Raw genomic sequence first — 21,844 nt, forward strand, 5'->3', positions numbered from 1 at the left:
ATTACGGGAGCAGGCCTCACCGGCTAAAAGCACTATCCGGCAAGGTTTGGGATGTGACGCGAGGCAGGATCAGCTGCTGGAGCCAGTTTTACGGCCATATTTCCGAAAGAAACGCTGGAACAGGAGGAGGTAGCTCCCTTGCAGGGCCGCCGCGAGCCAAAAAGGCCAAGACAGCAGGCCGGCCTCGAAGAAGAGACCGGCAATGCTGGGGCCGATGGCCCGGGGGGCTTGGACGGAGAGGCTGTTGACGGTAGCCGCAAGTCCTCGGTGATGAGCGTCCACCAGTCCCAGGAAGAGGGCCTGTCGTGACCCGATACTGCCCTGGTTGAGGGCGGCGCGGAGAATGTAGCAGGCAATGGCAAGCCAGAAGGTGGGCATCCAGGGAATGGCCAGAAGCAGGAGCAGACCGGCAAGTCGCATACCGACGACGGTATCGATCATGCCAAAGCGGTCCACCAGACGGATGCCCAGCAGGGAAAGAAGGGCAGCACTCAGGAAGGCCAGGGCCATACCGCCACCGATGGCTGCCGGCCCGACGCCGAAGCGCAGATGGAACCAGTAGGCCATGAGCGGGCCGACCATACCGATGCCAAGCCCATTGAGGCTATTGACGCCAGCAAAACCCAGGAGCACCCGCCAGGGGCGAGGCTTCGGCCGCTCACCTTCCGGGGATGAGGTGCATTGCTCCGGATCTTTGGGAGCTCTGGAGCGCTCCTCGCGGGCGCCGGCCAGGAAGAACACGCAGAAAAATGACCCCAGCAGAACGATGACGAAGAGCAGACGATAGCCCGCGGTCAACGGGATGGCGGGCGCCAGCCACTGGGGCACCGCGCCCAGGGCAGCGCCCACGGCCATACCCAGTAGCCCAACCGCCGTATTGGTGTGAAAGACCCTGCCCCAGTTCGATCCCTCCGCGGCCCGGGAAAGCCACGACTGCTCCGCCGGGGCAAAGGGTCCGGCGCCGCCGTTGGCACCACGACCGAAGGCGCCCAAAATAGCGGCCAGGCTGAGCCAGACCGTGGCGGTGGTCAACAGGGCAATGCCGGCAGCCAGTATCTGCACCGCCTCGTAGGCCAGCAAAAAACCCTTGGCACCCAGCCGATCGCTGGCCGGGCCAACGATGAGCGTCGCCAGGGCACCCAAAAGAAGGCTCGCCGAGTAGAGTCCGCCAATGGCCACCGCCGACCAGTGCAGTGCATGCAGGTACAGCGCAAAGTCGACGACGAGCGCCCCCTGGCCGACGCTGCGGGCAGCGCGCGCGGCGATGATGCGTTGACTTGCGGTAAAGGCCAAGACGTTTCAGCGACTGGGACTACGCCGCAAAGGCGCGCCGATCATGCCGGCGCAGCAATGGCCAATCCTGGCGTCGCCGCCGCGTCGCGCGGGCGGTTTTCGCCGTCGACGTAGACCACGCGAGGCAGAAACCCCTCCGCCTCGTCGGCCGGAACCTGGGCATAGGCGGCAATGATGAGTAGATCACCCAAGGAAACCCGCCGTGCCGCCGCACCGTTGACGGAGATGACACCACTTCCCGGTGCTGCGGCAATGGCATAGGTGCTGAAGCGCTCGCCGTTGTGGACATCGTAGATGTGGATCTGTTCGAAGGGCAAAATCCCCGCCCGCTTCAACAGTTCCTCATCGATGGCGCAAGAGCCTTCGTAGTCCAGCTCCACCGCCGTGACGCGCACGCGATGCAGCTTGGCCTTGAGCAGGGTGAGCTGGATCACCGCCGGTCTCCGTCACCATCCCGCCGACGCGACAGGCGATGGACACCCCAGGCCACAAGGATCATCACCACGGGGGTACCGACCATGACCACGACATCTCCCCAGACACTCAACATGCGCCACCTCCCTTACAGACCCTTATGTTACCCCGAGCCGCAGGCGACGGAAACAAAGGAGCATAGGATGGTTCTATACTGAGACCTATGACGCGTCGCAGATCGAGTGGATCATGAGTGAAAATGCCTGTATCGGCCTCAGCAGTGCCGAGGCCGCAGCACGCCTGCAAAAGTTTGGACCCAACGCCGTACAGGAAGCGGCTACCCATCCCCTGCTCACCTTCCTCCACAAGTTCTGGGCGCCCGTGCCGTGGATGCTGGAACTGACCCTGGTGCTGGAACTGGTCCTGGCCAAATGGCCGGAAGCCATCATTATCGCCCTCTTGCTCATTTTCAATGGCATTCTCGGGTTCAGCCAGGAACAGCGGGCACAGAAGGCCCTGGAACTGCTGCGCGAGCGCCTGCGGATAGAAGCGCGGGTGCGCCGTGATGGCAAATGGTGCAGCATCTCGGCGACGGAGCTCGTGCCCGGCGACTGCGTTCACATACGGTTGGGCGATATCGTACCTGCGGACATCCGGCTCACCGAGGGACAGATCCTGGTGGATCAATCCGCGCTCACGGGCGAATCCCTGCCCGTGGATCGCAAGGCGGAAGACACGGTGTACTCCGCCTCCACGGTCCGCCGGGGCGAAGCCACCGGCGAGGTGACGGCGACCGGCGCCCAGAGCTACTTCGGCAAGACGGCGGAGTTGGTGCGCGGCGCCGGAGCCAAGAGCCACCTGGAGATCCTGGTGCTCGCCATCGTTCGCTACCTGGTGATCATGGATGGACTTCTGGTGGCCGCCATCCTCGCCTACGCCACCTGGATGCAGATGCCGCTGGCCGAAATCCTGCCCTTCGCCCTCATCCTGCTGGTCGCCTCGGTGCCGGTGGCACTGCCCGCCACCTTCACCCTCGCCACTGCCCTTGCCTCCTTGAGTCTTGCCCGTCAGGGGGTGCTCGTCACCCGCCTCGCCGCCATCGAAGAAGCCGCGGCCATGAGCGATCTCTGCAGCGACAAAACCGGAACCCTCACCCAGAATCGCCTGCGGGTGAGTGCGGTAGAGGCAGGACCGCGCCAGCAGCGCCAGGAGCTTCTGGCCATGGCGGCGCTGGCCAGCGATGAAGCGACCCAGGACCCCATCGACCTGGCCATCCTGGATGCCGCCAAGGCAGAGGGCGCAACTCCCCCGCAGCGCCAGGATTTCATTCCCTTCGACCCCTCCAGTAAGCGCTCGGAGGCCGTTTTTGCGAAAGACGGCCAACGCTGGCGCGCGCTGAAGGGTGCGCCGCAGGTGATTGCCGCACTCTGCCAGGGAGTCCATTGGGAGAAAGCGACGGAAGAACTGGCCAGCAGCGGAGCCCGCGTGCTTGGCGTCGCCGCTGGCCCAGAGGGCTCACCCCAATGGCTGGGTCTCATCGGTCTGGCCGATCCTCTGCGCGAAGATGCCGCGGATCTCATAGCCAAGCTCCAGAACTTCGGCGTGCGGGTGCGTATGGTCACCGGCGATAGTCCAGCCACTGCCGCCCATGTGGCCAAGGAGCTTGGGATCCCTGGGCGCACCTGCGACCGCGAGGCCATCCATGAGGACTGCGGCGTCTATGCCGGAGTCTTCCCGGAAGACAAGTTCCACCTCGTACAGTCCCTCCAAAAACAGGGGCATATCGTCGGCATGACGGGCGACGGCGTGAACGACGCGCCAGCACTCAAGCAGGCGGAAATGGGCGTAGCCGTGGAGAGTGCCACCGACGTTGCCAAGGCGGCGGCGAGTCTCGTCCTTACACAACCCGGTCTGCAGGGCATCCTCACAGCCGTCGAAACGGGTCGACGCGTCTACCAGCGCATGCTGACCTACACGCTCAACAAGATCGTCAAGGTTTTTCAGGTGGCACTCTTTCTGAGCCTCGGCTTTTTGCTCTTTCACGATTTCGTCGTCACCCCACTTTTGGTCTTGCTGCTGCTCTTTGCCAACGACTTCGTGACCATGTCCCTGGCCGGGGATCACGTCCGCCCCTCGCCGCGACCCGATCGCTGGGATGTGCGCAGCCTCGTCTGGTCTTCCCTGGTCGTGGCAGGGGCCTGGCTCATCTACATTTTTCTGGTGTACGGCGCCGGTATCCTGATGCATCTGTCCCTGCCCGCGCGGCAGAGTCTCGATTTTCTGGGCCTCGTCTTTTCCGGCCTGGCCAATGTCTTTATGGTGCGGGAACGCGGCCATCTGTGGGCTTCGCTGCCAGGGCGATTCCTGCTGTGGGCAAGTCTTGCCGATGTGCTGGTGGTCTCATTGCTGGCAAGCCAGGGCTGGCTCATGGCGGCCCTGCCGCTTCCCATCATCCTGGTCCTGCTGGCGGCCACCGTGCTTTTCACCTTGCTGCTGGATCAGATCAAGGTTCCCCTCCTGCGCCGCTTGAATCGCGCCTGATCCCGAGAGAGACAAAGCCCATGGAGACCCCGCAAGATACGGTACGCGAGCTTGGCGAAGCCGAGGTCGTTTGGCCCCTGGGCGCCATCCTGGGTGAGGGTCCCCTGTGGTCACCGCGCCAGGAAGCGGTCTACTTCGTGGATATTCTCGGCCAGAAGATTGCCGCTTTCTGGCCCGCGAGCGGGACAGGGCGCTTCTGGGAGCTGGACGAACCCTGCACCTGGCTGGTGGGGTATGCAGACGACACCTGCTTCCTTGCCGGTCTGCGACGCCAGATCGTGACCCTGCGCCTTGGGGAGCGCGGCGTCCACTTGCAACGGCGCTTTCCCCACCCGGAGGGGGAGCCGGTCAGCAATCGTTTCAACGATGCCAAGGCCGATCCCTGGGGCAGGGTGTGGGCGGGGACCATGGACGACCAGGAAAAAAATCCCACAGGCGCCCTGTATCGCATCAGCGGAAAGAGCATGGCCCGCGTGGATGCGCCTTACATCGTCTCCAATGGCCCCGCCTTCACGGTCGACGGGCACACGCTCTACCACAGCGACAGCGCCCTACGTCGCATCTTTGCCTTCGACCTCAGCGCGCGCGGCGAAATCCGCGACAAACGGCTGCATATTCAGTTCACCGAGCTGGATGGCTATCCCGATGGCATGACCGGGGATACCGATGGCGGGCTCTGGGTCGCACACTTCGGCGCCGGAAAAGTGACGCGCTTCGACAGCAAAGGTCGGGCCACCGACTGCGTCCGGCTACCGACTCCCCAGGTCACCTCCGTGTGTTTTGGCGGCGCAGGGCATCGGGACCTGTACATCACCACCGCCGCCCGCGATCGGCGAGACGATCCTCGTGCCGGTCACCTCTACCGCCTGACGGTACCGTACCGCGGTCTGCCACACCATCCGTACCGCCGCCATCCCCGCCATGACTGACACCTGCCGAGTCGTCGACATCGCCATCGATGTGGGCACGAGCGTGCTGAAGGTCGCTGCCGTGGATGGCGAAGAACGGGTCCTTGCCCAAGGGCGAGCCGATATTCCCCTCCTGCGTCCCTCTCCGGGTGCCGCCCTTCAGGATGTGCAGGTGATCGAGCATCTGCTCCGGGGCCTGCTCCAGGCCCTTGCCGACGATCTGGGAGAAACGCATCGGGTGGACAAGATTGCCTGGAGTTCGGCCATGCACAGCTTGTTGCTCGTGGATGCCAAGGGCGCTCCCCTCGGTCCGGCCTATACCTGGCTCGACGGACGGGCGGCCGCGGTAGCCCGGGACTGCTGGGACCACGGCCCGGGCCGTAACCTCTATGGGCGCACCGGTACGCCCATACATCCCCTGTCGCCCCTCATCAAACTGCGCTGGCTGCGACAGACCGGGGCGCGGGATCTCGCCGCTGCCCGCCACATACTGTCCATCAAGGAATGGCTCTGGTGGCGCTCCTTTGGCAACTACGAGGTCGACTATGCCACGGCCAGTGCCTCGGGCGTATTGGACATCCACCGCGGCGACTGGAGCGCGGCGGCTTTGGCCTATGCCGGCGTGGACGCGGAACAGCTCTCAAAACTGGTGACCCGCGAGTGGCAACGCCCGCTGCGTCGGGAGGATCCCATTTTTCCACCCCAGTGGGCTGGCGCCTGTGCATGCCTGGGCGCGAGCGATGGCGTTTTGGCGCAGTGGGGCATGGGCGCGCTCACGGAAGACATCCTCGGCGTATCGCTAGGGACCAGTATGGCCGTACGACGCTACTCCCCGCTCCCACGACTATCCCGCCGCACGCGCAACTTTGCCTATCGCGTCGATGACCATCACTGGTTGGTCGGGACCGCCAGCAACAACGGCGGACCAATGCTGGATTGGGTACGCCGATATAGCTTCGGTGCCGATGTCGGCTTCACCGAGGCATTGGCCGCCGCCGCCCGCGCCACCCCATCGTCATTGCTCTGCCTGCCCTTCCTGGCTGGCGAGCGCGCTCCCCTGTGGCGTGCCGACGCTCGTGCTGCCTTCCTCGATATCGACACCCGGGATGGCCCCGCCGAATTCCTGTACGCCGCCGTGGAAGGCCTTTTTTTCACCCTGCGCTGGTTGTACGAAGACTTGCAAGGGCAAGCACCTCGCCCCGCACGCGCCATCATCGTCAGCGGTCACCTCTTTCACTCAGCCTGGGCTACCCAGCTCCTCGCCAACATCCTCTGCCTGCCGGTACGGGTAGCTGGGGGCGCCGATGTCGCCCTCCTCGGGGCGATACGCTGGGCCCGGAATACCCCGCACAGCGCCCGACGGGCGGACGCCTCCACCGAGGACTGGAGTTTTTCTCCGCGGCCCGAAGCGCGTACCGAGGAACGCTACGCGCGTTTCCGAAAGGCCGCCCAGGCCCTCTATACCTGAGCGACTTGTCTTGCATCAATCCGGCTGAGCATCCAGGTGGCTTTCGATCTGCTCCAGGCTGCGCCCTTTGGTTTCGGGCACGATCCACAAGGTAAAGAGAATGGCCAACACCGTCATCGCGCCGTAGAGCAAAAAGGTAGGCCCACGGCCGATGGCCAGCAAGAGATCCAGAAAAACTCCCGAAACCACCATGTTGGACACCCAGTTGGCAATGGTGGCAATGCTGGCACCACGGCCGCGGATGGCCAGCGGGAAGATTTCCGCGATGAGCAACCAGAACACCGGTCCCAGACCAATGGCGAAGAAGGCCACAAAAGCCGCCACCATGATGACGATGAGGTAAGCCAGCGCCCCATGCAGCTCCACCATGAAGCCAATACCGATGACGACGAGGCTCACGAGCATACCCCACAGGCCCCAGAGCAACAGCTTGCGCCGCCCCCAGGAATCCATCAGACGCATGGCCACCAGGGTCATGATGACGTTGACGGCACCGACGCCCACCGTCGCCAGGATCGACACCGAGGCCGACGACAGTCCGGCATCCTGAAAGATCGTCGGCGCAAAGTAGATGACCGCATTGATACCCGTGATCTGCTGGAAGATGGCCAGACCCACGCCGATGATGAGGGGCTTGCGCACGTCCTTCTGCAAAAGGCGTGACCAGGGCGCTGCCCGCCTGCCCTCCTCCACCACATCCTTGTGGAGTGCCGCGAGTTCGGCGTCCACATCGCTGCGACCGCGCAAGAAGCGCAGGGCCGCGCGCGCTTTTTCCAGGAGGTTATGTCCCGCCAACCAGCGCGGACTCTCGGGCAGGATGAACATGCCCACCAGGAGAACCACACCCGGAATGGCCCCCAATCCCAACATCCAGCGCCAGCCATTGGTCACATCCGCCAGGGCATAATCCACCAGATAGGAAACAAAGATCCCAAAGGTGATGTAAAACTGGTTGATGGTGACTATGGCGCCACGCCAGTGCGCCGCCGACACCTCCGCCAGATACAGGGGCGTCAACATAGAGGAAACGCCGATGGCCGCCCCCACCAGAACGCGTCCGACAAAGAGCACCGGCACACTCTGAGCGATGGCCGCGAGTAGGGCGCCAAGAACAAACATCAAGGCGGTGATGATGAGCACCGTGCGGCGACCGAAGGCGTCGGAAAGTGCTCCGGCAAAGGCCGCGCCCACTGCCGCTGCGCCCAGGGCAATGGCCACGAAGAGTCCCTGCAAGGTGGAGTCCAGGTGGAAGGTATCCCGCAAAAACAACAGCACCCCGGCGACCACGCCGGTATCGTAGCCAAAAAGCAGACCGCCAAGTCCGGCAACGACGGCGATGAGAACGAAACGAAAATCCTTCTTTGGAGCTGGCAGCGTCTCCGATCCTGCCGCCGATGGTATGGTAGAATTCATGTTCTAGCTCCTTGACTGTCCAGCTGATGCGACAGTAGCTTCATTGCGCAAAGAAAAACCCGCGAAACCAAGCGCCGCGGGGGGATGTGATGGATTCCTGTCCGCCGCAGCAATCCATCGGAAACTTGGCCACAGATAGCCCAACAGAACCCAAAACAGCCATCCACTGGCGCGGTTGACTGTCTTTTGCCATCCATGGTGCGGAAATGAGGGGGGTGAATGTGCATTTGCGTCGCCTCCCGACGGCGCCCTTTGTTTAGGTATAGTTCGGCCTCACACCGCCTGCAAGGAGGACTGACGGATGGAATGTCCCATCCACTGGTCGCCGAGCCTGGCGGGTTGCCTGTGGTCACCCAAGAGATTGCCGCAAGAGGATTTGCAAGGTCCCTTAGCGTCTGGCCCCGGGGCTGGATCTTCGTCCTCCTCCTCTTCTTCCTGGGCCTGGCGGGCGCCCTCCTGCACAGCTCGGGGGGGGACGGGCTTGGCTGGACTCAGCTAAAGGGATCGACCCGTCCACAGTACGACCGCCTCTACAGGCGCTCTCGGCAAATCTGGGGCCGACGCAGGCTTTGGGATACAATGGGCCGAGTCTAACGGAGAACACACGTCCCATGGCCCAGTACGTTTTCACCATGAATCACCTGAGCAAGGTCGTCCCGCCCAAGCGGGTGCTGCTCAAGGACATTTCCTTGTCGTTTTTCCCCGGCGCCAAGATTGGCGTCCTCGGCCTCAACGGCGCGGGCAAGTCCACGCTCCTCAAGATCATGGCCGGCGAGGATCGTCAGTACGAGGGTGAAGCTAGCCCCATGCCGGGGCTCAAGATCGGCTATCTGCCCCAGGAGCCCCGCGTCGATCCGGACAAGACGGTTCGGGAAGTGGTGGAGGAAGGTCTGGGCGAGATCCTCGGCGCCCAAAAGGCTCTGGATGCCGTCTATGCCGCCTACGCCGAACCCGATGCCGACTTCGACGCCTTGGCAGCGGAACAAGCGCGGCTCGAGGCCATCCTCGCCGCCGGTGACGGCCACCAGGCGGAACAGCAGATGGAGATCGCCGCCGATGCCCTGAGGCTTCCCCCCTGGGAAGCGCGGGTGGGGCCGCTGTCCGGCGGCGAAAAGCGGCGGGTGGCGCTCTGCCGCCTGCTCATCAGCCGTCCCGACATGCTCCTCCTGGACGAGCCCACCAACCACCTGGATGCGGAGTCCGTGGACTGGCTGGAGCAGTATCTGCAGCGCTTTCCCGGTACCGTGGTCGCCGTCACCCACGATCGCTACTTCCTGGACAACGCCGCCGAGTGGATCCTCGAACTCGACCGCGGCCAGGGTATCCCCTGGAAAGGCAACTACTCTTCCTGGCTGGAGCAAAAAGAAAAACGCCTGGAGCAGGAAGCCAAGACCGAGGCCGCCCGCATCAAGGCCATGAAGCAAGAGTTGGAGTGGGTGCGGCAAAATGCCAAGGGCCGGCAGAGCAAGAGCAAGGCGCGATTGGCACGTTTTGAGGAACTCAGCTCCTACGAATACCAGGCCCGCAACGAAACCCAGGAGATCTTCATCCCCGTGGCCGAGCGCCTGGGCAATGAGGTCATCGAGTTTCGCGATGTGAGCAAAGGTTTTGGCGACCGCCTGCTCTTCGAGCATGTGGAGTTCAAGATTCCGCCGGGCGCCATCGTCGGCATCATTGGCCCCAACGGCGCCGGCAAATCTACCTTTTTCCGTCTGATCACTGGCGCCGAGCAACCGGACAGCGGTGCGGTGATCCTCGGCCCAACGGTACAGCTCGCCTACGTAGACCAGTCCCGCGAAGCCCTGGATGGTCGCAAGAATGTGTGGGAGGAAATCTCCGGCGGCTTGGATATCCTCAAGATCGGACGCTTTGAGATCCCCTCTCGCGCCTACTGCGGCCGCTTCAATTTCAAGGGCGCCGATCAGCAGAAGCTCGTCGGGCAACTCTCTGGCGGCGAGCGCGGCCGCCTGCATCTGGCCAAAACCCTCCTCACCGGCGGCAACGTGCTCTTGCTGGACGAGCCCTCCAACGACCTCGACGTCGAAACGCTCCGCGCCCTGGAGGACGCCTTACTGGAGTTTGCCGGAACCGTGCTGGTCATTTCCCACGATCGCTGGTTTCTGGACCGCATCGCCACCCACATCATTGCCTTCGAGGGCGACGCCCACGTCGAATTCTTTGCCGGCAACTACCAGGAGTACGAGGCCGACAAGCGGCGTCGGCTGGGCGATGAAGGTGCGCGACCGCACCGCTTGCGCTACAAGCCCATCGTGCGTTGAATACCAGGATCACCCACTCAGCCCCCCTGGGTGGGCGCTCCGGACCGCGCCATCGTGGTGCCAAAAGCCGACCGTCGGAGCACAGATGGGCGCATACCGGCAGAATCCGTTCCCTTTTTTACGGTGAAGCAGTTATTCCCAGAGCCCGCAACAGCGCCACGGTGTGATTGAGGGACAGGGTCTGGTTGGGATTGCGGCATTCGGAACGTTGCACCTTGCCGTGCATCTCTTGCTCTAGAATCGACGGACCGCGCAGAGGATCGATGAGGAGTATCTGCCGCCCGTCCCGAAGAAACTCGAGACTCGCGTCGCCGTTTGGGCTCATCTCGTAGCGCAGTTTCGTTCCCCCGCCTCCTGCGGCCAAAAGCTCCATGCGCCCTGCCTTATCGGCGCGCAGCACCTGGAGCCGCTCCGCGCCCTGGCCTTTGGCCGCAAGGCAGAGCGCCACCCTCTGCCGCGGTAAGCGACACTCCCACAGGGTAAGGGCCCCGGCGCCGCAGACTCGCGATGGCGGGTAGGTATCGGCAGAAGATGCTGCAGGCGTCTTGTTGGCGCTCATGAGCGTGCCTTCCGCCCACGCGGCCCCGGCGACGAAAGCCCCTCCCAGGACAGCCAAGAGCAACACGGGACGGATTAGGAAGGGGGGCCGAGCTGGTCTCATCGGACACGCTCGTAAATCAGAAAGCCATCCACATAATATTGCACCAACATCCCGCCTCGGGTTGGCTCCAGCAGGCGCACGAGGTGCCCTTTGCCCGCGCAGCGATTGGCAAAGCCGATGAGCAGCCATTGAGAGTCTTCCTTTCTATCGGTATCTGGCCGAAATAGCGGTTCCAGTGCCTTTAGCTGCTCGCGGCTCAGCGGCTTGCCATTCCAGGTTTTCAATCTGCCCTTCTTGAACTCCTCCAGGCTGGTATCTCCGTCCGCAAGGTAAGCGCCGGTCACCGACCAGCCCGTTTGGCTGTAGCCTCGGGGCGGTATTTCCAGCGGTTCCCAACGCGATAAATCTGCAGCTGGCTTGGCGGGGGTGCAGCCCTCGGTCCCGTATTCGGACATCAAGACCTTCGGATCCTTGCCCTCCAGCACAATCCGACCCGTTTTCCCCAGCACTTCCTGGGGCGCGTCTTTGGCCAACACCTCGAATCCATAGGTGGCGATGACCCGCCACTCGCCCGCCACGAGCTTGCGAATGGCCGCAGCGTCCTTTGGATGGGCGATGATCGTCCGGATGAGGGGCGGAAGGGGGATCGATGGGCGCCAGCCGCCGTCATCACCGCCATCGGCCCCGTGGGCTGGAGGCGAAACGATGATGATAAACGCCGAAAACAGCGCGAATCGCGCGAAGCGCGCCCGCCTCCATCCTCGGGTGAGAACATCATTGGCCTTTTTTGTACCCATCCCGCTCTCCTTTACGATAGACGCTCCGCAGGAACCAGAGATCGGCCACATTTGCGCACTGCGGCGGATGTTCTCGTCTGCCCGTCCAACCTGTGTTTAGCTCGCGAGTTGTTCCTCGATGCTACCCCACATATCGTCTAACTCTTTGGCGCGATACTGGGTGAGGCGCGCCTTGACGGCATTCACCTGGTCCGGCGCCAGGGTTTGGGCAAAAGCGGCGAAAGCATCGCGGTATCGTAACCATGAGCGTTGCGCCTCGGTCAACGCCCCGATTTCGCACGGCTCTGGATTCAAAGACTCCCTGCGCCTTTCAACCGCCTTGAGTTCCTGCCTCAATCGGCGGTAGGCGACATTCAAACCCTTATCCGCCCGGTCGAAGCCCACTTGGCTGTGGCACGATCTCTTGGCAAGGCATACAAGAATCCGAAGCGTCTCCTCCTTTTCATCCATCTCCTTAGAAAGAGTAAAGCCATACAGTTGTTTTAAGAGGCTGCTGAAAAAGTCGATGGTATAATGGGCAAAATGGCGCAGCGGGAGTTGGGAAGATGCGTGGAGCCAAGGTAGAGACCCAAGGGTTGTTCAGCTACGTTTCCCCGGAGCAACGGGTGCCCCAGGATCATCCGCTGAGAGCGATCCGGGCTATCGTGGGTCGCTCCCTGGCGGAGATGGATAGCCACTTCAGCACGATGTACTCGACCTACGGTCGCCCCTCCATTCCCCCGGAGTTTCTCCTGCGGGCACTACTGCTGCAGGTGTTTTACAGCATCCGCTCGGAACGGCAGCTAATGGAGCAACTCAACTACAACCTGCTGTTCCGTTGGTTTGTCGGTTTGGGAATGGACGACGAGGTCTGGGTGCCCACGGTCTTCACCAAGAATCGGGATCGATTGCTGGATCACGGGACGGTGCGGGAATTCTTCCGCTCCGTACTGGAACAGGCCCGCGGCCAGAATCTGCTTTCCGAAGAGCATTTCTCCGTCGATGGTACGCTGCTGGAGGCCTGGGCCTCGCAGAAATCCTTTCAGCCCAAGGATCCCGAGGATCGTAGCGGTGGTGGCTCCGACTTCCGGGGCCAGGAGCGCAGCAATGAGACCCACGCCTCGGTGACCGACCCCGATGCCCGGCTGTACAAGAAGGCTCCCGGAGAGGCGTCCCGTCTGGCCTACCTGGGTCATGTGCTAATGGATAATCGGCATGGATTGATTGCCGGGGAACAGGTGACCACCGCCGATGGCACGGCAGAAGTGGATGCCGCTACCCAATTGGTGGACGATCTGGGCGGGAACCAGCGCATCACCCTCGGCGCAGATAAGGGTTATGACCGCCACGGCTTCGTCCAGAATCTCCGGGATCGGAACGTGACCCCACATGTAGCGCGCAAGCGCAAAGGCTCGGCCATCGACGGGCGCACCACCCGCCACGCCGGTTACGCGATGAGCATCCACGTTCGGCGGCGGATCGAGTCCATCTTCGGCTGGATGAAGACGGTGGGAGGGATGCGGAAAACCCGATTCCGTGGTTTGGAACGGGTCGGTCTGCACTTTTCCTTGGTCACTGTCGCCTACAACCTGGTCCGCATGGCGCGACTGGGAGTGGCTTGATGGGATTCGTGCGTCCGGAATCCGTTCAAGGGCTACCCAAATCTGAGAAAAACAACAAAACAGCTGCGCCCGCGCCTGTTTCCCGGGGTCTTTTGACCGAATATCCCGATCAAAAGAGATTTTTCAATATTTTTTCAGCGACCTCTTAAACCCATCGCTGTAAACGGCGTAACGCAATCGTGCGATTGAAAATGTTCAAACTCTTCCCGTAAACGGGTAAAGGCTTTACGGCTTGCCGGCGGAAGGGTCACTTGATAACGTTTGAGAAAGGCCTCGACTTCGGCCTGAAACTCCGCCTGTGCGCGATCTTGCTCGTCTATTGGGGAGCTCACAGACCCATGGCCGCTCCCATACAAATCAAAGTATTTGGGCAGGATATGACCGTATTCTTTGACCTGATCAAGAAAAAATTTGACGTTTTTCGCAAAATCTGCAGAATCTTCATCGGGGAATGCCTGTTGGGCAAAAATGCCCGCAAGTTTCAAGTCTTTTGGGGCACCGCCCAGGCCGTTGGCATACAGGTTGGCAAGTATCTCCGCTGGGTTATTATCCCAGTCTTGGGTGTTTTCAAAGCAGCCTTTCGGGCACACCCGCTGCTGTGCTTTGGGCGGGCAGAGCTTGAGAGCTTTTGCGTACTGTGCCAAAGCACAGCGCCGCGCCTCGGCAAAACGCCGCTCGCCATTGGGCAGCACGGAATAATAGAGCTTAACGGGATCGCAATGGGGCTCCCCGCGCTGTTCCTGCAGCGCCTTGCAGGCCTCGGCCACAAAGGACGATGGCAGGGCGCTGGCCCGCGCGTGGGGAATGGTCAGAAGTAAGCAAAGAAAGACCGCCAAAAATGCCATCCCTCGTCCTGTACAGCCTCTCAGACCCCCTTTCTCACCAGGGCCCCATTGTCGGCAGCCGCGGGGATGGAGCCCGATCTGGAAGGCAGGATTCGCCACCTTTCCAGAGTTCCCAACCAACCCAAACGAAAAAACCCCTTCCCTATCGTTGACGCGCAGCATCCACAAGGAGTATCCCTCATCGCTCAACCTCTACCGTCCTATCCCTTACACGATGCGTCCATCAAGACGCTTCACTTTCTGAAAAGACGCTGTAACAACGAAACCGGTTGCCGAGGTGGCCAGCGCTCGGCAATGCGCGGCGAACGCTCTCGTTACATCGCGCGATGCTCGCCGCGCAGCAGCACCCTGGAAATCCGGACAAGCTCTTTCTTTGGGCCCCATGACGCACGCTCCCTCGATTTTCGCTACACTCTAGCACGTCCCGGGCTGCTTTTCCCTCTTTTGGGGCACAAAAAAAGGCGGGGGCATATGGGCAGGGATGAACTCAGCCCCCGTGCCAGCGCCAAAAGCAGCAGCCCCAGTCCAAGGGCGCTCCATCCCTTCATCCAGATCATTCTTGCCTCCTAGCGATGGCCACCCAAAGCCCGACGGCCGAACCGGGCCCGGGCCCTCATTGGCGGAAGAGCTCGGGCGAGGGGATCGCGCCCGTCACCGGGGGGAGGGCCAGGGAACAGCGCTCCAGTGCACCGCGACAGGGCAGCCGGTAGGCCGTCACCGGCAGGGGATACCGCGTCCAAAGGCGGCAGGCCTCGGCCTGGGCTCCGCTACAATCCACGTTCATCCCCAGGGCATCCGCCGCCGCCCACCCCTGCAGGGGGGCCAGCAGCGTCGGCAACGCCTTCGGGTCGCGCAGGAACAAGCGGATGCGCCCTTCCTGGGGCAGCCGCCTCTGCTCCGCGCCACGATTGTAGATATCGTCCACCAAGGCCAGGGCGATGACTCGGCCGTCCATCGCGCTGAAGACCAAGGTCTGCGTCTGCGCGTTGTGGGGCTCAAAGCCCCAGATGATGTTCAGGTCCCCCGGCAAAAAGGTGCGCGGCAGGGGGTGAATGGCAAGCCCGCGCAGGGCGCGCTGCTCCAGACTTTCACCACCCGACACGCGCAGCTTGCCGTCCGCCCCGAGAAAGGCGCGCAAATCCTGGGGACCAAAGGGTCGCCCGGTGTACTGCTCTTCGATACTCGCTATCTGCCACAGCCGAGCTCTCATGACCCGAAGCACGCAGGGGCCATGGTCGCCGCAGGCCAGCAGTTTTTTCTCGTAGGCTTGTTGGTCCCGCAGCAAGGCTTTGCAGTACGGCGTCCCCTCGCCCGCCTGCCGCAGGTCTTCCCAAAAACTCACCTTCAACGTGGTATCCAAAATCCGCAGGTTGTCCGTCCATTCCTTGGGTTTGTCGTTATCTATGGCCTTACAGACCGGCTGCCAAGGGGAGTTGGGATCACGCCGACACGACCCCCTGGGAGCCGCTGAATGCGCATCATAGATCGTTTTCGCCAGTTCCGGGCAATCGGCACGGGCGAAGGCGTCGTCCGCCCAGGCGGGCACGGCCAGGGTCGCGGCCCAGAGCGCCGGCAGCACCGCCCAGGATCGGACCCAGCGATGAAGAAACCGTCCAGAAAAGAAGCTCATCCGTCGTCTCCTGCAAAAATCGGGACATTCCACAAATCGATGCCGGAACGACGACCACCCACCGCCCGCACTTCCCATCCCTGCCTTTCTGTGGTTCACATCCGCTCCCTTCCGTGGGCTTCGAGGAGGTCCTCGAGACCCTCTTGCGCCATTCCCCCTCAGCGCTTGCCCTGGCCCGAGGCGGGTTTGGCGATGGCGAGATTTCTATCCTTGAAAATGTCCGTGCTATCGTAACAGGGCAATTTCCCCTGGGTAAATTTCCTTCGGAACTCCTCCATGGCCTTATCGACTCCCTCATCTTGATAGGGCCCGTTTGGGCTCCAATCCATGACCTGCCAGGTGGTGGCGTTCAGGATGTAAGCGTCGAAATAATCCCCACCGACCTCCGGATCCCCGCTGGGGACCGAGGCGTAGGCGACAAGGATGGCCTGGGCGGGTTTGCCGCAGTACTTCCCCGGGAAGGTGTGCGCGTCCAGGTAATAGCTGCTGGGCGGCATATCCGTGGTTTGTTTCAAATGCACAAGGAGCTTGTCGTCCTTGGACAAAGTCAACTCGTATTCGCCCCGATCCTGCGGATTGGTCTGGCGAATCTTGAGGACAACCCCTTCGCCCGCCGCGAGGACGGGCCCGGCGCAGCAGAGCAGGATCAGGAGAACAACCGCCATTCTTTTCATCATGAGAGCTCCCTTGTCAACAATCCCCCAAACCGGTGACGGCGCCTTGACTCGGCCATTCCTTTGCACCTGCCCCGCTCTCTCATTGCCAAAAGCTGTCGAGGGGCAGACTCGGCCGCAGCGGCGGAAGGGGCAGACGGCAGGCGGGCACATCGGCTTTTTGCTTGCAACTGAGGTCATAGGCCTCCACGGCAAAAGGCGGACTTCCCTCTTGGGCGGCGCGGCAGAGTTCGGCGTCCTTGGCGCAGTCGATATTGAAACCCAGACGATCAGCCAGGGCCCAGCTGGTGATGGCCGGCAGCACCACCGCCAGATCGGCCCGGTGAGGGACATAGATCCGCAGATTCTCCGCTTCCGTGCGGACGGAAGCATCGAGTCGACCGGCTCGGTACAGCCCGTCCGCCGTCACCAGGGCGAGAATCCGCTTCGCTTCTTTGGCTTGGGGGTTCAACACCCCCAGCGTCTGCACCGTGGCCGCGTGGGGCATAAATCCCCACTGCAGCTGGGTCTTCTCGTCCAAAGCCGCCGAACGCAGCGGGTAGATGGCCAAGCCCTGCAGCAAACGGTCCTTAAGGGAGCGCCCTTGCGCCGTCTTCCAGCCTTGGGTCATTCGCTCCATGGCGTCAAAGGGAAAGGCGACCTCGGTTTGTCTGCTCAAATCCAAGAGCACCTCTAGCCGCGCTTTCTCCACCCGCACCATGCAGCGGATATCCTGGCCGCAGCGGTCTCGCTCCTCCAAAAAAGCCTTTTGTTCGGCGATCACCCGCTGCTGCACAGCGCTACCCCGCGGTAGATTCCGCACGAGCATGACGTAGCCGCCGTACGTTTGGCCGGCCAGACGAGCTGCTTCGTTCACCAACTTGTCGGCCGCCGAGCCTCGCTTCACGCTGTGTTCCGCCTGACAGATCGCCCTGCGGGAGGCGCGCCCGGGCTGATGCTCCTTGCCCGTCTCGTCACCGTACGGACAGACCAGATAATCGTCGGAGGTATAGGGCAGCTCCGCCGCCCCAAGCCCCCGTGCCAGCGCCAAAAGCAGCAGCCCCAGTCCAAGGGCGCTCCATCTCTTCGTCCAATTCATCTCTCCCTCCTAGAGATCACAAGACATCAGCAAGCGCCGCCGTTCTCGGGCCAACCGCGATCCAGAGCTTTCCCCAGCAGCGCACCCAAGGCTCGACGGCGGCGCACGTAATCGACACTTTGGTAAGCCCTATTTGGGCCCACGTCGAGGGTGTTGCTCTCCAACTCTCGACGTAATTGTGCCCACTCCCCTCGGTAAACGTGTTGCCAAAACGCCCGGGTGTGGTCGGAGTCGTCCTTGGTACCAAAAGCCCAGGTCCAGTCGATGATCGTCGTCTGCACTTCGGCGGGCAATTGGTAAAAGTTGCCGACGCCATTGCGTTGTTTCTCTTGATACTGCCCAGCAACCGTGGGCGCGTCCCGAAAGATGTGGGTGTCGCGCAGGAACTCTGCCTCTTGATCACTAAGAGCGAACTCGGGTTTGGCGACCAAGGCTTCCATGGCCGCCCTTCCCTCCAGGGCCTTCCCTGGACCGCGGGCAAAGAAGGGTCGCAGTCGTCCGATGAGATCCTCTAAGTTCATGCCTGCCGGCAAAGCGCCTTTCTCCCGGATATAGGCCCGCGCGGCATTTCGGACATCGTATTCGGAGTGCTGGCCAAGATCGTATCCGGTATCGATGGTCACGCCACTGTGTTTGATTTTGTGCAGATTCCGATCAAAGACCGCCCAGTCGACCACTTTTCGCTCCTGGTCCAAAAAGAGGCCCTTTATGGGCTTCGGTATCTGATGGACACCGTCTGGATCCTTCTCCACGAGGTAGACTCCGGGGATGTAGGGGAGAAGCGTGTAACCCTCATACTCGCGGGTAAAGTCTTCGAGGTACTTAAGACCCGGAGCACAGGCACCTCCGCCCAGACACCCCCGATCGGGATTGATGGGCATGCGCTTGTTGGGATCGGCGAGGTCGGCGGCGGTGAGGTAGGTGTGGCTTTCCGGGTGCGGGCTCATGCTCTTCCAGTTGAGGAGTGTGGGCCCGTGGCCGGGTCCGCCGTGGAATCGACGGCCAGATACTCGGCCTGGTAACGATTGAGGCAAATCCATGGCGCTCCAGATGCTCAAAACATGCGCTCGTCGTTCGGACCACTTTGACAAAAGTCCATTTGATCGCCGAAGCCGATACCTTCAGCAAAGACGGTCTCTCGCGCATAGCCTGCCAATCGTTCGCCAGGATCCCGGATTTACTCACAATGTACGCTTTGTCTACCCCCAACGCGTTCACGTTACGAATAAACGATCCAATATCGCGAATATCCGCGGGATTTTCGACAACGGCAATGAGGCGCTTACAGCGCAGCGCACGCACCCGTGTTGCCCGCTGCCGCAGGGACGGGCGACGTCCATTGGAATTCGTCATCGGACTGCTCCCAGCGAAAAAGGCGCTGTAACAACGAAACCGGTTGCCGAGGCGGCCAGCGCTCGGCAATGCGCGGCGAACGCTCTCGCAACATGGCGTGATGCTCGCCGCGCAGCAGCACCTTGGAAATCCGGACAAGCTCTTTCTTTAGGCCCCATGACGCACGCTCCCTCGATTTTCGCTATGGTCTGGCACGTCCCGAGCCGCTTGTCCCTCTTTTAGGGCACGAAAAAACGACGACGGCATAGGCATGCCTCTCTGTGGTCCACATCCGCTCTCTTCCGTGGGCTTCAAGGAGGTCCTCGAGACCCTCCTGCGCTCTTCCCCCTCAGCGCTTACCCTGGCCCGAGGCGGGTTTGGCGATGGCGAGATTTGTCCCTTTGAGAATGCGCGTGTAATCGAGACAGGACCATTTCCCCTGGGTAAATTCCCTTCGGACCCTTTCCATAGCCTTATCGACCCCCTCACCTTCATAGGGCCCCATTGTAGCGATGCTCATGGCCTCCCAGGTGGTGGCGTTGAAGATGAACATGTCGAAATAATCCCCGACGGCATGCGGCGCCCCGCTGGGGCCCGCGGCGTAGGCGACAAAGACGGCCTGGGCGGGTTTACCGCAGTACTTCCCCGGGAAGGTGTACGCGTCCAGGTAATAGCTCCTGGGCGGCATCTTCGTGTTTTCTTCCAGGTGCACAAGGAGGTTGCCGTCCTTGGACAAAGTCAACTCGTATTCCCCCCGATCCTGCGGATTGGTCTGGCGAATCTTGAGGACAACCCCTTCGCCCGCCGCGAGGACAAGCCCGGCGCAGCAGAGCAGGATCAGGAGAACAACCGCCATTCTTTTCATCATGAGAGCTCCCTTGTCAACAATTCCCGAGATCGGTGACGGCGCCTATACGCAGCCATTCCTGTTTGCGCTTCTTCGAGTTGATTTGTCCGCCGTTGACTTTTTTCGTAACGGTTTCGATCAGGCCTTCTTGCGTTGCCCGGGGTCCGGAACTGTATCGGTCCATTGTTCCACCGATATCGGCATTGATCCAGTACGCAACACTCGCGTACGCCGCGTGCTCGGGTTCCATCAAAAGCTCTGGCTGGGCCTCGTAATCGACGCGCTCGTGCCCTGGCGGCAGCAACCGCTCGTTGGTTGTCTCGCTGGCCGCCTTGTAGTTCGACCGAAAGGTCACTTGAATTGGGCCCCGCCCACGATAGCGCCAGCCGTCCGCATCGACACCAACGCCTGGTCTGTTTCCATATCTGTCGCCATACGCATGTCCTGCGATCGATACTTGATCGGCCGCATGGTTGGGCAAGGCATCGATTTCCGCCTTGGTCTTAAGCCCCAGCCTATCACGAATGACGAGACCAAGCTTCCGATCGCCCAATCGATCCTTTGGTACGCTAGAGACAGGTTGATTGGCCAGTGAAAGTAGTAATTTCATGTCCCTCTTCACTTTCGGATCGATTCTACCGAATCGCAATGCCTGCTCTGCGGTAAATCGCATGCCCCAGTTATTCTTGATGACATACGGTGTGTAATTCAAATTTTCCTCTCTAACAAGCGTTCCACCCGTCTCCTCGCTCACCTGGGCCAGGAACATGCGAAGTTTCGTTGGTGTATTGAAATGTCGGGCGCTCCTTGGGTCCTCCAGGGCACGGTTCAGCGCCGTCTTGAGGGCATCCCGAGCTTCCGGTGATGCATTGGGCAGCGATTTGACCAGCAGGTCGTCGTCCACCGCGGTCACGGCGGTCGATGTCGCGCAAACCGGTTCCGTCAACCGCGCATTCCCTTCCCGCGCCTTGCCCCCACCGGTCCCCTTGACCTGGCCGTGAGCCACGCCGATACAGTTACGATCGGGATTGATGGGCATGAGCTTACTGGGATCGGCGAGGTCGGCGGCGGTGAGGTAGGTGTGGCTTTCCGGGTGCGGGCTCATGCTCTTCCAGTTGAGGAGTGTGGGCCCGTGGCCGGGTCCGCCGTGGAATCGACGGCCAGATACTCGGCGTAATGGAGGCGAGGGGCGGCGGGGCTGTTGGCATCGGCGCCGAGCTTACCCAGGACGGTGCCGGGGGCGACCGCTTGCCCGACCTTCACCGCCGGCTGGTCGAGGGAGCCGTATTCCGTGTAGGCCAGGCGACCGTCCGATAGGGCGTGCTCCAGGACCACGCGGTGTTCCTCGGGGGAACTCGCGACGACCCGGCCCGGATAGACGGCCTTCACGGGCGCGCCGGGTTTGGCCTGCAGGTCGACGCCAAGATGGATCTCGGCGCCCGGGCCGGCGCCATCGCCGCCCGTGGCCACGGGGGCTGCCGGGGTTGCCTCCGGCCCGAAAGGGGTCACGAGAGCGTTGGAGCCGGCAATGTCCCGAAAATCCCGACAGTGGTCGAAACCCGCCGCATCGTGTTGCACCCGTCCTGCGCACTGGAGAGCGAGTTGCTCACGGGCCCCGGCACCGCTCGCCGCCGAGGCGGTGGGCATCTGACAATAATACACGGGGCTGAAGGTAGACCCATTCACCGTGCCGCTGTACACCTTTTGGATTTTCGCTGGATCCCATTTGTTGTCGCTGTCGAGATCAGGGTGCTGACCGCGGGCGCAATTCAGACCGGTAGCGTCGTCGTCAAGTGCTGCTTGAAATGCGTCGTAGCCAACTCCACTTTTTCGCAACCGTTCCGTCAGCGCGAAAACGTCCGTGAGTTCTCCGCTGCCCCCAATTTCCGCACCATAGATACTGTTGTCCCCGCCTCCCCGATGCTTAGCAAAATACGCACGAATACTCTCCAAGTTAAAAGCCGGCGGGTTCAGCGCGAGGGTCGCGCCGCCTATCGTGACCGCAGACACAGCGATGATCCCCGCCTTTCGCCAACGCCAACCCGCGGGGGTGGTATCCGGCTTGGGCGCAGGTTTCCGCTTAAGCTTAGGCATCGTTCATCCTCCTTGCACCTTTGGCCACG

The 21,844-nt window shown here is 61.9% G+C and carries 19 protein-coding genes; 5 read left to right on the plus strand and 14 right to left on the minus strand.

Going from position 1 to position 21,844, the window contains the following annotated elements; genetic code table 11:
• Positions 1 to 69: 69 nt before the first annotated feature.
• Together ACAty_RS12790 and panD are read right to left on the minus strand one after the other, a co-directional pair.
• Positions 70 to 1,293 carry an MFS transporter gene (locus ACAty_RS12790; protein ID WP_004869254.1) on the minus strand — a complete coding sequence of 408 codons (1,224 nt, stop codon included), beginning with the start codon at positions 1,291 to 1,293 and terminating at the stop codon, positions 70 to 72.
• A 41-nt stretch (positions 1,294 to 1,334) separates the two neighbouring features.
• A complete protein-coding gene (gene panD, locus ACAty_RS12795; protein ID WP_004869255.1) occupies positions 1,335 to 1,727 on the minus strand; it encodes an aspartate 1-decarboxylase in 393 nt (130 codons plus the stop codon).
• A 229-nt stretch (positions 1,728 to 1,956) separates the two neighbouring features.
• On the opposite strand from panD, the gene ACAty_RS12800 reads away from it, so the two are divergent.
• From ACAty_RS12800 to ACAty_RS12810, 3 genes are read left to right on the plus strand one after another with little or no spacing between them, the layout of a single operon-like run.
• Complete coding sequence (locus ACAty_RS12800) at positions 1,957 to 4,248, plus strand: plasma-membrane proton-efflux P-type ATPase (RefSeq protein ID WP_004869261.1); 2,292 nt, start codon at positions 1,957 to 1,959, stop codon at positions 4,246 to 4,248.
• 20 nt (positions 4,249 to 4,268) lie between these two features.
• The gene (locus ACAty_RS12805) at positions 4,269 to 5,177 is read left to right on the plus strand and encodes an SMP-30/gluconolactonase/LRE family protein (RefSeq protein ID WP_004869263.1); all 909 of its coding nucleotides are present in this window, start codon (positions 4,269 to 4,271) and stop codon (positions 5,175 to 5,177) included.
• On the plus strand, positions 5,170 to 6,624 hold the full coding sequence (locus ACAty_RS12810; RefSeq protein ID WP_004869265.1) for a gluconokinase: 1,455 nt from the start codon (positions 5,170 to 5,172) through the stop codon (positions 6,622 to 6,624). Before ACAty_RS12805 ends, ACAty_RS12810 begins: the two co-directional genes overlap by 8 nt.
• 15 nt (positions 6,625 to 6,639) lie before the next feature.
• Here ACAty_RS12810 and ACAty_RS12815 read toward each other — a convergent pair whose 3' ends face one another.
• Positions 6,640 to 8,037 (minus strand): sugar porter family MFS transporter, encoded by a 1,398-nt coding sequence (locus ACAty_RS12815; RefSeq protein WP_004869267.1) that lies wholly within the window; start codon positions 8,035 to 8,037, stop codon positions 6,640 to 6,642.
• Between the two features lie 611 nt (positions 8,038 to 8,648).
• Here ACAty_RS12815 and ettA point away from each other — a divergent pair.
• Positions 8,649 to 10,316: an energy-dependent translational throttle protein EttA gene (gene ettA / locus ACAty_RS12825; RefSeq protein WP_004869268.1), complete on the plus strand. Its 1,668-nt coding sequence runs from the start codon at positions 8,649 to 8,651 to the stop codon at positions 10,314 to 10,316.
• Positions 10,317 to 10,434: 118 nt separating this feature from the next.
• Here the strand turns inward: ettA and ACAty_RS12830 are convergent, their stop codons facing one another.
• The 3 genes from ACAty_RS12830 to ACAty_RS15555 form a co-directional block, all read right to left on the minus strand.
• Complete coding sequence (locus tag ACAty_RS12830) at positions 10,435 to 10,875, minus strand: hypothetical protein (protein ID WP_141738415.1); 441 nt, start codon at positions 10,873 to 10,875, stop codon at positions 10,435 to 10,437.
• 98 nt (positions 10,876 to 10,973) lie between these two features.
• Positions 10,974 to 11,714, minus strand: coding sequence for a hypothetical protein (locus ACAty_RS12835; protein ID WP_004869271.1), 741 nt, complete (start codon positions 11,712 to 11,714; stop codon positions 10,974 to 10,976).
• A gap of 96 nt (positions 11,715 to 11,810) precedes the next feature.
• On the minus strand, positions 11,811 to 12,164 hold the full coding sequence (locus tag ACAty_RS15555; protein WP_077272888.1) for a lysozyme inhibitor LprI family protein: 354 nt from the start codon (positions 12,162 to 12,164) through the stop codon (positions 11,811 to 11,813).
• Positions 12,165 to 12,259: 95 nt separating this feature from the next.
• Here ACAty_RS15555 and ACAty_RS12845 point away from each other — a divergent pair, with 95 nt between their 5' ends.
• Positions 12,260 to 13,315, plus strand: a complete 1,056-nt coding sequence (locus ACAty_RS12845; protein ID WP_038472333.1) for an IS5-like element ISAtc5 family transposase — start codon at positions 12,260 to 12,262, stop codon at positions 13,313 to 13,315.
• 134 nt (positions 13,316 to 13,449) lie between these two features.
• On the opposite strand, the gene ACAty_RS12850 is transcribed toward ACAty_RS12845, so the two are convergent.
• From ACAty_RS12850 to ACAty_RS14970, 8 genes are all read right to left on the minus strand, one after another.
• A complete protein-coding gene (locus tag ACAty_RS12850) occupies positions 13,450 to 14,160 on the minus strand; it encodes a hypothetical protein (RefSeq protein ID WP_004867526.1) in 711 nt (236 codons plus the stop codon).
• Between the two features lie 613 nt (positions 14,161 to 14,773).
• A complete protein-coding gene (locus ACAty_RS12855) occupies positions 14,774 to 15,790 on the minus strand; it encodes a hypothetical protein (protein ID WP_004867533.1) in 1,017 nt (338 codons plus the stop codon).
• A 158-nt stretch (positions 15,791 to 15,948) separates the two neighbouring features.
• Positions 15,949 to 16,467: a hypothetical protein gene (locus tag ACAty_RS12860; protein WP_004867536.1), complete on the minus strand. Its 519-nt coding sequence runs from the start codon at positions 16,465 to 16,467 to the stop codon at positions 15,949 to 15,951.
• 79 nt (positions 16,468 to 16,546) lie between these two features.
• Entirely contained in the window at positions 16,547 to 17,542 is a 996-nt protein-coding gene (locus tag ACAty_RS12865; RefSeq protein ID WP_004867540.1) for a lysozyme inhibitor LprI family protein, read from the minus strand.
• A gap of 26 nt (positions 17,543 to 17,568) precedes the next feature.
• On the minus strand, positions 17,569 to 18,489 hold the full coding sequence (locus tag ACAty_RS12870; protein WP_004867543.1) for a pesticin C-terminus-like muramidase: 921 nt from the start codon (positions 18,487 to 18,489) through the stop codon (positions 17,569 to 17,571).
• Between the two features lie 734 nt (positions 18,490 to 19,223).
• Positions 19,224 to 19,742: a hypothetical protein gene (locus ACAty_RS12875; protein WP_004867548.1), complete on the minus strand. Its 519-nt coding sequence runs from the start codon at positions 19,740 to 19,742 to the stop codon at positions 19,224 to 19,226.
• 13 nt (positions 19,743 to 19,755) lie between these two features.
• Entirely contained in the window at positions 19,756 to 20,826 is a 1,071-nt protein-coding gene (locus ACAty_RS16240; protein ID WP_004867551.1) for a hypothetical protein, read from the minus strand.
• A complete protein-coding gene (locus tag ACAty_RS14970; RefSeq protein WP_051620819.1) occupies positions 20,823 to 21,815 on the minus strand; it encodes a M23 family metallopeptidase in 993 nt (330 codons plus the stop codon). The genes ACAty_RS16240 and ACAty_RS14970 overlap by 4 nt, the downstream gene beginning before the upstream one ends.
• Positions 21,816 to 21,844 lie beyond the last annotated feature (29 nt).

Source organism: Acidithiobacillus caldus ATCC 51756, from assembly GCF_000175575.2.
Classification (GTDB): domain Bacteria; phylum Pseudomonadota; class Gammaproteobacteria; order Acidithiobacillales; family Acidithiobacillaceae; genus Acidithiobacillus_A; species Acidithiobacillus_A caldus.

Bases quoted from the DNA above. Each gene is read 5' to 3' on its own strand.
- ACAty_RS16240 (WP_004867551.1), bottom strand. From the start codon at position 20,826: ATGAGCCCGCACCCGGAAAGCCACACCTACCTCACCGCCGCCGACCTC.
- ACAty_RS12855 (WP_004867533.1), bottom strand. From the start codon at position 15,790: ATGAGCTTCTTTTCTGGACGGTTTCTTCATCGCTGGGTCCGATCCTGG.
- ACAty_RS15555 (WP_077272888.1), bottom strand. From the start codon at position 12,164: ATGGATGAAAAGGAGGAGACGCTTCGGATTCTTGTATGCCTTGCCAAG.
- ACAty_RS12835 (WP_004869271.1), bottom strand. From the start codon at position 11,714: ATGGGTACAAAAAAGGCCAATGATGTTCTCACCCGAGGATGGAGGCGG.
- ACAty_RS12870 (WP_004867543.1), bottom strand. From the start codon at position 18,489: ATGAGCCCGCACCCGGAAAGCCACACCTACCTCACCGCCGCCGACCTC.
- ACAty_RS12875 (WP_004867548.1), bottom strand. From the start codon at position 19,742: ATGATGAAAAGAATGGCGGTTGTTCTCCTGATCCTGCTCTGCTGCGCC.
- ACAty_RS12830 (WP_141738415.1), bottom strand. From the start codon at position 10,875: ATGAGCGCCAACAAGACGCCTGCAGCATCTTCTGCCGATACCTACCCG.
- ACAty_RS12800 (WP_004869261.1), top strand. From the start codon at position 1,957: ATGAGTGAAAATGCCTGTATCGGCCTCAGCAGTGCCGAGGCCGCAGCA.
- ACAty_RS12860 (WP_004867536.1), bottom strand. From the start codon at position 16,467: ATGATGAAAAGAATGGCGGTTGTTCTCCTGATCCTGCTCTGCTGCGCC.
- ACAty_RS12810 (WP_004869265.1), top strand. From the start codon at position 5,170: ATGACTGACACCTGCCGAGTCGTCGACATCGCCATCGATGTGGGCACG.
- ACAty_RS12845 (WP_038472333.1), top strand. From the start codon at position 12,260: ATGCGTGGAGCCAAGGTAGAGACCCAAGGGTTGTTCAGCTACGTTTCC.
- ettA (WP_004869268.1), top strand. From the start codon at position 8,649: ATGGCCCAGTACGTTTTCACCATGAATCACCTGAGCAAGGTCGTCCCG.
- ACAty_RS12850 (WP_004867526.1), bottom strand. From the start codon at position 14,160: ATGGCATTTTTGGCGGTCTTTCTTTGCTTACTTCTGACCATTCCCCAC.
- ACAty_RS12865 (WP_004867540.1), bottom strand. From the start codon at position 17,542: ATGAATTGGACGAAGAGATGGAGCGCCCTTGGACTGGGGCTGCTGCTT.
- ACAty_RS14970 (WP_051620819.1), bottom strand. From the start codon at position 21,815: ATGCCTAAGCTTAAGCGGAAACCTGCGCCCAAGCCGGATACCACCCCC.
- ACAty_RS12815 (WP_004869267.1), bottom strand. From the start codon at position 8,037: ATGAATTCTACCATACCATCGGCGGCAGGATCGGAGACGCTGCCAGCT.
- ACAty_RS12805 (WP_004869263.1), top strand. From the start codon at position 4,269: ATGGAGACCCCGCAAGATACGGTACGCGAGCTTGGCGAAGCCGAGGTC.